Annotated in this window: 17 protein-coding genes and 1 tRNA gene; 4 read left to right on the forward strand and 14 right to left on the reverse strand. The window is 46.6% G+C overall.

The features are described 5' to 3' along the window. Positions 1-45: 45 nt before the first annotated feature. Positions 46-294: a hypothetical protein gene (locus NST07_RS20260; protein ID WP_038593610.1), complete on the reverse strand. Its 249-nt coding sequence runs from the start codon at positions 292-294 to the stop codon at positions 46-48. Between the two features lie 210 nt (positions 295-504). On the opposite strand from NST07_RS20260, the gene NST07_RS20265 reads away from it, so the two are divergent. After that, positions 505-702 (forward strand): hypothetical protein, encoded by a 198-nt coding sequence (locus tag NST07_RS20265; RefSeq protein WP_341094094.1) that lies wholly within the window; start codon positions 505-507, stop codon positions 700-702. A gap of 163 nt (positions 703-865) precedes the next feature. On the opposite strand, the gene NST07_RS20270 is transcribed toward NST07_RS20265, so the two are convergent. Beyond that, a tRNA-Pro gene (locus NST07_RS20270) sits at positions 866-939 on the reverse strand. Between the two features lie 198 nt (positions 940-1137). On the opposite strand from NST07_RS20270, the gene NST07_RS20275 reads away from it, so the two are divergent. Continuing rightward, entirely contained in the window at positions 1138-1503 is a 366-nt protein-coding gene (locus NST07_RS20275; RefSeq protein ID WP_341094095.1) for a hypothetical protein, read from the forward strand. A gap of 778 nt (positions 1504-2281) precedes the next feature. Here the strand turns inward: NST07_RS20275 and trmD are convergent. The 9 genes from trmD to NST07_RS20320 form a co-directional block, all read right to left on the reverse strand. Beyond that, on the reverse strand, positions 2282-3154 hold the full coding sequence (gene trmD, locus NST07_RS20280; RefSeq protein ID WP_341097711.1) for a tRNA (guanosine(37)-N1)-methyltransferase TrmD: 873 nt from the start codon (positions 3152-3154) through the stop codon (positions 2282-2284). Then, positions 3154-3678, reverse strand: coding sequence for a ribosome maturation factor RimM (gene rimM / locus NST07_RS20285; protein ID WP_341094096.1), 525 nt, complete (start codon positions 3676-3678; stop codon positions 3154-3156). The genes trmD and rimM overlap by 1 nt, the downstream gene beginning before the upstream one ends. A gap of 166 nt (positions 3679-3844) precedes the next feature. Then, positions 3845-4075 carry a KH domain-containing protein gene (locus tag NST07_RS20290; protein ID WP_038593622.1) on the reverse strand — a complete coding sequence of 77 codons (231 nt, stop codon included), beginning with the start codon at positions 4073-4075 and terminating at the stop codon, positions 3845-3847. 22 nt (positions 4076-4097) lie between these two features. Beyond that, the gene (gene rpsP / locus NST07_RS20295) at positions 4098-4370 is read right to left on the reverse strand and encodes a 30S ribosomal protein S16 (RefSeq protein ID WP_036688604.1); all 273 of its coding nucleotides are present in this window, start codon (positions 4368-4370) and stop codon (positions 4098-4100) included. 270 nt (positions 4371-4640) lie between these two features. Next, on the reverse strand, positions 4641-6032 hold the full coding sequence (gene ffh / locus NST07_RS20300; protein ID WP_341094097.1) for a signal recognition particle protein: 1392 nt from the start codon (positions 6030-6032) through the stop codon (positions 4641-4643). 21 nt (positions 6033-6053) lie between these two features. Then, positions 6054-6410: a putative DNA-binding protein gene (locus tag NST07_RS20305; protein ID WP_038593628.1), complete on the reverse strand. Its 357-nt coding sequence runs from the start codon at positions 6408-6410 to the stop codon at positions 6054-6056. Positions 6411-6558: 148 nt separating this feature from the next. After that, positions 6559-7206: a hemolysin III family protein gene (locus NST07_RS20310; protein ID WP_341094098.1), complete on the reverse strand. Its 648-nt coding sequence runs from the start codon at positions 7204-7206 to the stop codon at positions 6559-6561. Between the two features lie 81 nt (positions 7207-7287). Then, positions 7288-8805, reverse strand: coding sequence for a carboxypeptidase M32 (locus NST07_RS20315; protein ID WP_342479999.1), 1518 nt, complete (start codon positions 8803-8805; stop codon positions 7288-7290). A gap of 229 nt (positions 8806-9034) precedes the next feature. Next, positions 9035-9256, reverse strand: coding sequence for a helix-turn-helix transcriptional regulator (locus NST07_RS20320; RefSeq protein ID WP_342480000.1), 222 nt, complete (start codon positions 9254-9256; stop codon positions 9035-9037). Positions 9257-9704: 448 nt separating this feature from the next. Between NST07_RS20320 and NST07_RS20325 the strand changes: the two genes are divergently transcribed. Beyond that, positions 9705-9947: a hypothetical protein gene (locus NST07_RS20325; protein ID WP_342480001.1), complete on the forward strand. Its 243-nt coding sequence runs from the start codon at positions 9705-9707 to the stop codon at positions 9945-9947. Then, positions 9944-10180: a hypothetical protein gene (locus NST07_RS20330; protein WP_342480002.1), complete on the forward strand. Its 237-nt coding sequence runs from the start codon at positions 9944-9946 to the stop codon at positions 10178-10180. The genes NST07_RS20325 and NST07_RS20330 overlap by 4 nt, the downstream gene beginning before the upstream one ends. 553 nt (positions 10181-10733) lie before the next feature. Here NST07_RS20330 and NST07_RS20335 read toward each other — a convergent pair. The 3 genes from NST07_RS20335 to NST07_RS20345 all read right to left on the reverse strand — a co-directional run bounded on the left by NST07_RS20335 (position 10734) and on the right by NST07_RS20345 (position 12247). Beyond that, a complete protein-coding gene (locus NST07_RS20335) occupies positions 10734-11174 on the reverse strand; it encodes a hypothetical protein (protein ID WP_341095179.1) in 441 nt (146 codons plus the stop codon). Further along, positions 11174-11380: a helix-turn-helix transcriptional regulator gene (locus NST07_RS20340; protein ID WP_154118287.1), complete on the reverse strand. Its 207-nt coding sequence runs from the start codon at positions 11378-11380 to the stop codon at positions 11174-11176. Before NST07_RS20340 ends, NST07_RS20335 begins: the two co-directional genes overlap by 1 nt. 315 nt (positions 11381-11695) lie before the next feature. Further along, positions 11696-12247, reverse strand: a complete 552-nt coding sequence (locus tag NST07_RS20345; protein ID WP_342480003.1) for a glutathione peroxidase — start codon at positions 12245-12247, stop codon at positions 11696-11698. Positions 12248-12251 lie beyond the last annotated feature (4 nt).

The following is a 12251-nucleotide window of genomic DNA, read 5'->3' on the forward strand; positions in this document are numbered from 1 at the left end:
AAAAAGTGGGCTTCCCAGATTAGGGAGGTCCACTTTTTTTGCCTTTTAGATCAGTGCGATTGCCAGCAGTGTAAACAAGCTTAAAGTTAAAATTTCACTGCCGTACCCGTAAAAACCGCCGTAATAATTGCCTGGGTAAAATGCCGAGGTTTTCATTTTTCCGTTGCCCTTCGTTTTCAAATAGACATTGTTACGATCCACATCCACGATGATACCTTCATGCTGTTTTCCATCGGTTGTCATAATCCGTACCCTTTTGTTTTTGCATTGCAGACAATTATAATATGCTTCCACCGTAACTCCTCCTTTACTGTAGTGATTTATTTTATGACTGGAGGGATTAGCCGGTAACGGCTAAGTTACCATTGTGAAATAAATGTGAAATAAATAACTTGTGAACAATATGTGTCTTTTTCGTTGGAAAAGGTTTATAATAAGCTTACAAACAGTAAAGCGCTTACGGGCTTGTATATGCACTAATTCGAACTTAAGGAGGAAGAAATCATGAGTACAGCAGGGAGAAATTTTATTAACGAGGGAATACTGCGCATCGCCTTGTTCCTAATCTTCGCATCACTTACTTACACAGTAAGAAACTACGTCTGGGCCATTATCGTACTCACGGTTGTTGCATTATATGCATTGGTTACCGGGGTCATAAAGCTTACCCGCAGTGACAGTGAAGTACTAGAGCGACGATAACCAAGTGGAAACGGCTTTGCCGTCCTCAAAAGGACGGTATCCGTTTCAGCGAGAAATAGAAGGATAGTTTATAGCGTGAAGCATATAAATTCTTATATTTGGACAAAAAAACCGCTTCATACGGAATCTTGAATCCGTATGAAGCGGTTTTTTTAGTGTCGTATCGGAGTAACAGGATTTGAACCTGCGACCTCACCCACCCCAAGGGTGCGCGCTACCAGGCTGCGCTATACCCCGACGGTTACTCTGTAACTTCCGCGCCATTATCACGTTCTGCCAACGATTGCCCATACGGTCGTCACAGCTTTTACCAATCTCGCATTTATTATAGCGTATGGCCGTGCACCTATGCAATAAAATAACGCGCACCTGTACAAACTTGTTCACATGCGATATAATGCGAACATACATTCGCAATCGAACGGAGGCACTGTAATGTCCGCAACACGCAACTCACCCGCATCTATCACCGCAGAAGTCCGCAATTTCATCCGTCCTTACACGATCCTTCCGATGGTGAAAGCCGCATTCGAACGGGACTCCCAGATATTCCTCTCGATGCACACACTTGACCCGTACGTCGCGTGGCTGACACAGGCCCGGGAAAGATTAACGCAAGAAGAGCTCATGATAAAAGCGCAGGCACATCAGAGCGGAATTAGCATTATAGAAAAACAGCACATAGATGGCACGCTGCGGATTCGTTATCAATGCCAGGCTGGCATCAGTGACTTAGCGATCCCGGATGCCGAGGTTGCGGAGGAAGCTGCGGAACTTATGCGGCGGCTATTGGCGTTCTAAAACGAAAATAAACCGAAGTTCTCCGAGCTCTGAGTTCTGAGTTCTCATCAAAGCAATACTTTCTTCTGTGAAAATAGTTTTTAATACATTCTTAAAATTTTATAGATTTTCAAATCACGTTATGCTATACTCTTGGCACAAGGAAAGGAGGTGCGTTCACATCAAGCATGACATGCTGAACGTATCCCTTACCCGGACCAACGGCTGATCAACTGGCTTTGGTGGCGCGGGATACGGATCAAGGTAATAAAACAGCGCCTCGGGTAGAGAGACCGTCTTCGGACGGTCTTTTTCATGTCTTGATTAACAAAAACAGTAAAACCATTAAAGCAGCGGGTCATTGATCCGTCTGTTCTAATGGTTTTTTGGGTTACTGCTGCTATTACTATAGCACTTCTCCTATTGGACCTGTTGCCAGGGTCTGTTCTCTACTCAGAAAGGGGGTTACGATTTACGATTCGTATAAAAATCGATAATATCGCTTACTGTACGGAGCGGCTCCGCTTCCTTGTGGACAGTGTCCACGTCCGGTTTGAATTCTTCACGCGTATTCGTAGTCACTTTCAGTTCATTCCTTTCAATTGTTAAGCTAACTGCATCTAAGTTGCATTTCTTATGGCGGCACCTCTATTTATTACCCTAAAAAAAGGATAACTACGCACATTTGCTCTTATTTTTTTTGTGAAGCCTATATGTCTGCTAAATTATTCACTACATAACAAAAAACGCCTCCTCAACGTAATATACGTTAAAAAGACGTGTGATATGCCTTGTGCCATTAATTATTTTGTTGAGGCTTGTTCTGCTGCTGGCGTAAACGCTCCAGCGTCTTCTTATCCTTCACCGTTAATTCGGCGGTATCCAGGAGATCCGGTCTGCGCTCCAGGGTTCGTTCCAGAGCCTGCTCACGCCGCCATATTTCGATATTGGCATGGTGACCGCTCAGGAGCATATCCGGCACCTTCCATCCGCGAAACTCAGCCGGACGCGTATAATGCGGATACTCCAGCAGGCCGGTGCTGAACGAATCTGTTATCGCTGAGGTTTCATTTCCAAGGGCCCCGGGCTGCAGCCGCACCACTGAATCAATGACCGTCAGGGCGGGCAGCTCACCACCAGTCAGCACGTAATCCCCAATGGACAGCTCATCCGTTACGAGATGCTCTCTGATCCGTTCATCATAACCTTCATAATGGCCACAGATAAAAATCAGATGCTGCTCCTGGGCTAATTCCTCGGCGATATGCTGGTTATATTGTTTTCCCTGCGGGCACATAAGGATAATACGCGGTTTCACAGGAGAAGCAGACGTACGTTCCGCTATTGCTCCAGTACCATGCTGGCGCTCATCTCCGTTTACATCGTCGCTTTCGGGAAAACTTCCCCCGGCGATCTCCTCAGCTTGCTCTCCGTCCTGCGAGATGCCCAGCACATGTTCCACGGCAGCAAAGATTGGGTCAGGCTTCAGCACCATCCCTCCGCCTCCGCCATAAGGCGTGTCATCCACACTGTTATGCTTATTGCCTGAGAAATCACGGAAATTGACTGCGTTTAGGGAGACGATCCCTTTTTCACGTGCTTTGCCAAGAATGCTTGTGCCAAATACGCCCTCACACATTTCCGGGAAGAGCGTCAGCACATCAATTCTCATCATGGTAATAGTCCTTCCATCAGGTGAACGGTGATTTTCCGGGCTGCAATATCCACGTCAAGCACTACATCATTGATGACCGGAATAAGAATATCCTGTCCTTTGGCCGGTTTCACAACCCAGACGTCGTTGGCTCCAGGCTGCAGGATGTCTGTAATCGTGCCCAGCGGCTCGCTTCCATCCTCATCAGTGTATACTTCGCAGCCAACGATGTGGTGGAAGTAATATTCATTTTCCGGAAGCTCGACCAGATCATCACTAGGAACCTTAAGCAGGCTGCCTTTATATTTCTCGATCTGATTGATGTTGGTATAGCCCTTCAGTTTGGCAATGAACATCCCTTTATGCTCTTTGGCAGATTCCACGATCACCTCGAATTTCGGACTTCCATCAGCGGGGATAAGCTGCAGCTTTTTGCCCGGCGCAAAGCGGACATCCGGAAAATCGGTATGCGACAAAATCTTGACCTCCCCGCGAATGCCGTGGGTATTGACCAGCCTGCCTACGGTTAACTCTTCGGTCATATAATCCTCTCCTTCAAATATTATCAGCGTTACTGCTGCAATAGGACTCGTACATAAATGGCACGGCAACGCCTATTTTGGTTCTTTATACATTAATCTATACTGCTATATTTGAACAAAAAGGAGCCGGGATATACTATCCCTAGCCCCTCATTGAACGCATCCATTAAGATAAAATATCCACGGTAACGCGTTTATCGCTCTTGACTGCTGCAGATGTGACTACTGTGCGAAGCGCTTTGGCGATCCGCCCCTGCTTGCCAATGACCTTGCCGACATCATCAGGATGTACAGAGAGCTCATATACAATCAGGTGATCCTTCTCCACAGTCCGCACGATCACATCTTCTGGATGATCCACTAAAGCCTTAGCAATAACACCAACTAATTCTTCCATAGAGGACCCTCGCAATCAGTCATTATTTCTGTTGCTTCAGCTCATGGAACTTCTTCATCACGCCTGCTTTGGAAAGCAAGTTGCGGACGGTATCAGATGCTTGTGCACCTGTTTGAAGCCATTTAAGAGCTTTTTCCTCATCGATCTTAACTACTGCCGGTTGTTCAATCGGATTATAATAACCGATTTCCTCGATGAAACGACCGTCACGAGGGGACCGGGAATCGGAAACCACTACACGATAGAAAGGCGCTTTATGTGCACCCATTCTTTTCAAACGAATACGTACTGCCACGAAATTCACCTCCTTAAAAGAATATCGAAAGATTGGAAAGAGTTTGCTGGAACCCTTTTTTTGATCCCTCCCAAACCCTCCCTTAGACAAGGGCTCTGCCCTCTGGACACCCGGCTAAGTGCAATAAGCGTGGGCATTCAGACTGGCGGGACCTGGAATAGTTCGGGCAGGAATTAAGATCAAAAGATTAAAACCTTCTTGATCATCTGATGTTGTACAATGTCTGATCTAGGGGTAAAGCTTAAACCTTAAACTTAAAGACTATTAACATTAACGGAATGGGAACTTCATACCCTTGCCGCCGCCAAGGCTCTTAAGCTGCTTCATGGCGTTTTTCTTACCGCCCTTACCACCGCCGCCGCCCATCATACCGGAGAACTGCTTCATCATCTTGCGCATTTCATCGAACTGCTTGATGAGACGGTTAACCTCGGCTACGTTGGTTCCGCTGCCTGCGGCGATGCGCTTACGGCGGTTATGATTGATGATCTCAGGCTGGGCTTTCTCAGCTTTGGTCATCGAATGAACAATCGCTTCGACGCGGCCCATCTGCTTGTCGTCAACCTTCAGGTCCTTCATGCCTTTGGCTTTGTTCATACCAGGCAGCATGTCGAGAATCTGGTCGATCGGGCCAAGCTTCTTGACCTGATCCATCTGCTCCAGGAAATCGTCGAACGTAAATTCCGCATTGCGCATCTTACGTTCCATTTCCTTCGCTTTTTCAGTATCTATGTTGGCCTGAGCCTTCTCGATCAAGGAGAGCATATCGCCCATGCCGAGAATCCGTGAAGCCATCCGTTCCGGATGGAACGGCTCCAGCGCATCGATCTTCTCGCCCAGTGCGGCGAATTTGATCGGAGTGCCGGTTACCGCTTTGACGGATAATGCTGCACCACCGCGACTGTCGCCGTCGAGCTTAGTCAGCACTACGCCGGTAAGCTCAAGCTGCTTATTGAAGCTTTCGGCTACATTCACGGCATCCTGACCTGTCATGGCATCCACTACAAGCAGCACCTCGTCAGGATTCACGACGTTATGGATCTGCTTCAGTTCTTCCATCAGTTCTTCATCAATATGCAGGCGGCCTGCAGTATCGATGATCACATAATCCAGTCCGTTGTCCTTCGCGTGCTGGACCGCTTGTCTGGCAATCTCCACCGGGCTCGTCTGATCTCCCAGGGAGAATACTGGAACCTTAATTTGTTCGCCCAGCACCTGCAGCTGTTTGATCGCAGCCGGCCGGTAAATATCGCCCGCAACAAGTAAAGGACGGTGATTGCCCTTCTGTAGCAGCTTGGCCAGCTTGCCCGAAGTGGTCGTCTTACCGGCCCCTTGCAGACCCGCCATCATAATGACTGTCGGCGGCTTATTGGACTTAGCCAGCTTCGCTTGACTTCCACCCATCAGGTCGGTTAATTCCTTGTTAACGATATCAATGATTACCATGCCGGGAGTAAAGCTGTCCATCACTTCCTTGCCGATCGACTTCTCCTTCACCTTGGACACGAAGTCCTTGACTACTTTGAAGTTAACATCGGCTTCCAGAAGCGCCAGCCGCACTTCACGCATTGCTTCGTTGACGTCATCTTCAGTTACTTTTCCTTTGCCGCGCAGCTTGCTGAACACATTCTGCAATCTTCCGGTTAAACCTTCAAACGCCATATGCGGCTGTCTCCCTTCATGCTACTCTAACCTCTGCAAACGATCCAGGATATCCGTGAACCGCTGTTTATATTGCTCAGGCAGCATCCCATTGTCCGGCAGTCTGCGCAGTTCTTCTAAATATCGGTTGCGGTCTTCATGCTTGGCAAGAAGCCCAAGCTTCTCTTCATAATTCTCCAGCACTTGCTCCGCACGTTTAATATGTTCATAAACGGCTTGGCGGCTGATTTCAAATTCCGCGGCGATCTCTCCGAGTGAGAAATCATCGTGGAAATAATATTTAAGAAACGTTTGCTGCTTGTCAGTAAGCAGGCGTTCATAGAAAGCAAATAACAAGTTAATCCGGTTAGTTTTCTCGAGCCTATTCTCCTGACTCATTAAGGGCACTCCCTTCGTCAAGGAAAAACACTTTACAGCTTCACAACGTCCCTTATGATACCGAAAACAAAGAAAGATGTCAAGCATTTTTGCTTGTCATCTTATTCTTTATGCCCAAACCATAATTCCTGTCTCGAAATGCTCTGAATTAACGGATGGGAAGCAGGTAAATCAGCACCGCGAAAAAGTGGGTCACACTGCCCGCCAGTACAAACACATGCCAGATGGCGTGGTGGAACGGGAAACCTCTCCATACATAAAAGATGGTCCCCAGCGTGTACAATATTCCCCCGGCCATCAGCAGCGTCATGCCTTCTCCGGCCACTACAGCCGACAAAGGATTCCAGGCAATCACAATCAGCCAGCCCATCGCAATATAGAAGACAGTGGACATGAACAGAAACCTTTTGACGAAGTAGGCCTTGAACAATACTCCGAAGAATGCCACTCCCCAGATAATGCCGAACAGGCTCCATCCAAGCGTGCCACGAATGGCTACCAGCAAAAATGGTGTATAGGTACCGGCAATAAACAGGTAAATCGAGGAGTGGTCAAAGAATTCGAACAGATCCTTCGCTTTGCCCTCCCTGAGACTATGAACCAGTGTGGAATTCAGATACAGAAGCAGCATCGTCGTTCCATAAATGGAAAAGCTGACTACATGCCAAGCCGTCCCCTTTAGACTGGCAAAAACAACAAGCAGGACAAGTGCAGCTACACTCAGTACCGTACCTATACCATGAGTAATTGCATTGGCTACCTCTTCCCTGCGGCTGTAAGTATGCGTGTTTGCCATAAAAAAATCCTTCCGTTTGCGGTTTTCTTCTATTATATCGTTTTCCCGGAACTCATTCCAGCCTATAGCCTCATTTGGGTGTTACAGCTTGTAAAGCTCCGTATATTTCGCCTCGAGATAATCAGCCAGATAATCCGGGTTCAGCGGTTCGCCGGTCACTTGCTCGATAATTTGTGAAGGCGTCAGCGCCGAGCCGTACCGGTAGACCTTGTCTGTGAGCCATTCCTTAATCGGCAGCAGATTGCCTTCGGCGATCAGAGCGTCAAATTCCGGCAGCTCTTTACGCAGAGTGTTCAACATTTGCGCAGCATACATATTACCAAGGGAGTATGAGGCAAAATAACCAAAGTCACCGCCGGACCAATGGACATCCTGCAGTACGCCAAGCGCATCGGTCGGCGGTGTAATGCCGAGGTATTCCTGGTATTTGGCATTCCATACTTTTGGCAGCTCCTTCACTTCCAGCCCTTCGTTAAAGATCAGCTTCTCGATTTCATAACGGACGATAATATGCAGGTTATAAGTAAGCTCATCGGCTTCGATGCGGATGAAGGAATTCGCCACACTGTTGATCGCACGGTAGAAATCTTCTACTTCCACATTTGTCAGCTGTTCAGGGAAATGCTGCTGCAGATCGCCGTAATAACGCTGCCAGAAGGCCCGGCTACGGCCGATCATATTCTCCCACAGTCTCGACTGGGATTCATGGATACCCATAGATGCCCCTTGAGCCAGCGGTGTGCCGACCAGATCCTTGCTGATGTTTTGCTCATATAGAGCGTGTCCGCCCTCATGGAGCGAGCTGAAAATAGCACTAGTAACGTTGTCCAGCAAATAGTTGGTAGTGATGCGCACATCGCCCGGATTCAGCCCGGTTGCGAAAGGATGTACACTTTCATCCAGCCGGCCCGCTTCAAAATCATAGCCCATCTGCCCCAGAACAAAGAGGCCGAATTTCTCCTGTTGCTCTTTGGCGTAGATTTCGCTCAGGAATTTCGTGTCCGGCTTGTTAGGCGAAGCATTGATGGCTTCCACCAGCGGAACAAGGCGGCTGCGCAGACGATCGAAGATTTCATCGACTTTTTCGGTGGTCAGATCTGGTTCGTACATATCCAGCAGCGTATCGTATCGGGTGCCTTTGACACCCCAGTAATCAATGAACTCCTGCTTGAAGGCAACAATCTGGCTTAAGAACGGCTCAAAGGAGGTAAAATCATTGCTTTCCTTGGCTTCTTCCCACACGGTTTGCGAATGAGCCGACAGAACCGAATATTTCTCAAACCTTTTGGATGGAATGCTCTTGCTGCGCTCGAACTCCTTGCGGCAATCTTTCACGATTTTATTCTGGTTGTCGCTTAGCTGGCTGCTGACAGCCGGGCGGCTGAAGAACTCCGTAAACTCCCCCATTTCCGGCGAGGTCTGGAGTCTGAACAGTTCTCCGCTAAGCATACCAATCGTACCCGAACGGATCTCCACCCCTTTACGGGGTGCGCCTGTACGCAGATCCCAATGCAAAAGTCCGATTGTTTCAGAATACCCGCTGATTTTTAACAATAGCTCTTCAAATTTCTCCCACTCTTCTTTAACCGTCTGTTCCATATCCGAGCACCTGCTTTCTCTGTTTTAGCGTCTCCTCTTGATGATACTTTTTTAAATAAGTATAATCAACAGCACCTACAAGAAAATAGCTAACATTAGTCAAGGCCGCATAGAACATAAGTTTTTCGGATTTGTTATCTACCTGAACCTATATGAAAAAAGATCTACCTACAATGGTTGCCGCGGGTAAAGTGTGGGTACCGAAAACTATCAAAAGAGCCGTCCAGGATTACTCCTGCGACGGCTCTTCTACATACTCAATCAATTCAGAAATGTCTTTTAACTCCAACGCGGCCATGATCCTATTAAGATTCTCAACTGACCAGTGTTTCGACTCATTCTTTACCATGTCATTTACCGTATTCCATCGTATACCGGTCAGCTCACCGAGTTGCTTCGTATTGATTCGCTTGTCATACATCACTTTTTCCAGTTTCAATTTAAAGCCCATTTCATCACCCTTCTATAATATACAACATCAAACGTTGCTCATACAACTATTTTAGTGATTTAATCATCTATTTTCGTTGACAAACAACTATTTTCGTTGTATAATTGAAATATAGAAAGGAGGTGAACGAAGTGGATAAAACGAGAAAAGAAAGGCGTAAAGAGTATCAGGTTGAAACAATCAAGACAGTGACTGCAATCATCGTCTTGATTAACTCGATACTCACCCTCATCATCCTGCTGCTCAAGTAGGAAAACCCGAAACCTCGGCCCCGAAAGGGGCTAAGGCGTAGGGAGATGAAATACAAGGGGCGCCTTTCTTCTCGATTATATCACACTGACAAGGAGCGATGAAACGTGACCGTTAAACAAAAAATCACCTCGGTTATGACCTATGCCGCCCTAACAATAAGCATTGTGAACATCATTATATTGCTGGTGAAGTGGTAATGCTGCCCGTACACCTTCGGCTTGCTGAGCTATACCACATGCACAATGCCGGCACACTATCCGACAAGCACGGCAAGGAGCTGCAGCAGTGTCTCCAGGTGAACGCCTGGTACAGTTGGGACACCCTAAAGCTACGTCAGCTCTCCAACATGGCTGCAGCCACGCAAGATAACGAGTGGATGAATGAGCTGCGGATACGCGAAGAAGCCTTGCGGCTCACCGGGAGGGCGCCGACACAATGAAATGGGAAGAGTTGAAGCCGGGGCTGCCTGTGCGGATCGCAGCAGGCCACGAAAACGGGTTTGGTGGCCGGAGCGGAAAGGTTGTTGCTGTCGGAACGTTTGAGGGCTACAGCAAGCGTATCGGTGCATTGATAGATATTGGAGAGCCGCTATTAATGGTAATAGAGCCGGAAGCCTTGGAAGAAGAACCAAAGGATCCCTCGACACTTGGATGGGAAGAGTTTGACTTATAAGTCGCCTGATGAGTCTTAACGGTTCGCGGGAACCCTACCGGCTTATGTCGGGATAGTAGCGGATCGGGTTACGTGGTGTCAACAAAAAAATAGAGTATTAGACTGGATGTCTTTATTCAACGCGTTTTTTTTAGAATTGTCATACCGGCAGACTCCATAAAATAAGATTTAGACTGACCTTAGAAATAGAAAAGAGACAGCCAAGGACGAACAAATAAAGTCCTAGACTGTCTCTGTTTCATTAAACTAACGTTTCCAGTTAGTTCAATCGTGTTTTCCTATCGCTGACTGCAAATGTTGATACTCCAATGAACGATTTTTCTTATTGGCAATTTCACTCAGCTAAACTTTCGAAGATATAACTCCCAAAGCTCCAATATAATAAAAGAGATCTGTCCTAAAACTAGCCCTCATTAACAGTTATTCAGAATATGCTTTAAATACAATCAAGGGGGATAAAAAACTATACAGCTAGATTAGTGTGTAAAACCACCGAATCTAGCTTTACGGCACGACGGTGGTTTTTCTTGCGATTTCCGCTTCGATTTAACCTTTAATGTTTTTTTGTGTAATACTTCCACACCGAAAAAAATACGATCAAAACAAATAGTAGGGTAGCCAGTAAGGTGTAGAATATCAAGGAATTGAAGAAACCCGCAATCACGGAAGCGATGGCCAGACCTACGAGAATCATGACTATGCTGAGCAAGCTGGCATTCTGGATAATCACTACACTCCGCTCGTCGTTCTCCTCGATGTACAGCTTCTTCAGCTCTGCGTCATTTTTGCTGGCTTTAATGTACTTGGCGAGAAAAAAAACGAAGCACAATTCAGCGCCGATAAAAGCACCTGTGTGAAATCCCTTTATAAAACTGGGCAATTCGGGCAGACCACCGCGGTAAAACACAAGTCCCACATAGATCAATAGCGTGGCAGCAGCTACCAGTGACAGTACGTTCTTGCGAGTTTTGACTTGAACCTTGTAATTGTCCATTACAATTCCTCCACTTCGCTGAAATCAAAAACATCTTCAATGGCGAGTCCAAAATGCTTAGCAATCTTGTAGGCAAGAACAAGGGAAGCCGCATATTTTCCCGTTTCAAGGGAGGTGATGGTTTGCCGGGTAACGCCTACGATCAGCCCCAGCTCTTCCTGGGACAGCTTGTGCTGCTTACGCAGTTCCGCAATTCTTGTCTTCAAGTGACCACTCCCTTGCAATGTTTACTTTGCACTTATAGCATAGTTTACTTTGCACTTTATGTCAAGCATACTTTGCATTGTTTGCAGCGTTTATTTATAGCCGACGATTTTCGCAATAATAAAAGCGCCCGATCCCTCTGTTTCTGGATGGTGGGCGCAATCTGATGTAAACATCGGTGGGTTACGGCGAAGCCAACCCGATGGTGGTGACATTTTATCCCTTCATGAACAAACGGTGAAGTTTCCGGATGTGCGCTCAAATTTGAAAGTCTTATAACTATCCTGCCCGTTAGCTTAATCACCCATTGGATTCATTTACTTTAAAAGAAGTGATTCAATAACTGACTCTATGTCAAATGGTTCAGTCGTAGTTTCGTATCTACCGTATACATGGCCGTTTCGATCGATTAAAAACTTTGAGAAATTCCACTTGATTCCGTCTCCGACATATATGTCCGGATACTTTTCCCGCAGAAAATCCTGCATCCATTGACCGCCTGAAGTCTGAGTATCGAAACCTTGAAAGGGTGCCTGCTGTGTTAGATATTGAAATATAGGATGAGCAGACGGTCCCCTAACCTCAACTTTCTCAAATAACGGAAACTTAACTCCAAAGTTGCTTTCACAATATTCATGTACTTCCGAATTGCTCGCTGGCTCTTTCTCGTTGAATTGGTTAGAAGGAAAACCGAGTATTTCAAACCCTTGTTCATGGTGAGTTTCGTAAAGTTTTTGAAGATCAGGTAATTGGCGAGAATAGCTGCATCTACTGGCAGTGTTCAGAATAAGTAGAACTTTTCCACGATAAATTGACAATTCAACGGGCTTACCGTTAATTGACTTCGCTTGAAAATCATAAATTGACATCAGA

Source organism: Paenibacillus sp. FSL L8-0340 (assembly GCF_038593145.1).
Lineage (GTDB): Bacteria > Bacillota > Bacilli > Paenibacillales > Paenibacillaceae > Paenibacillus_AQ.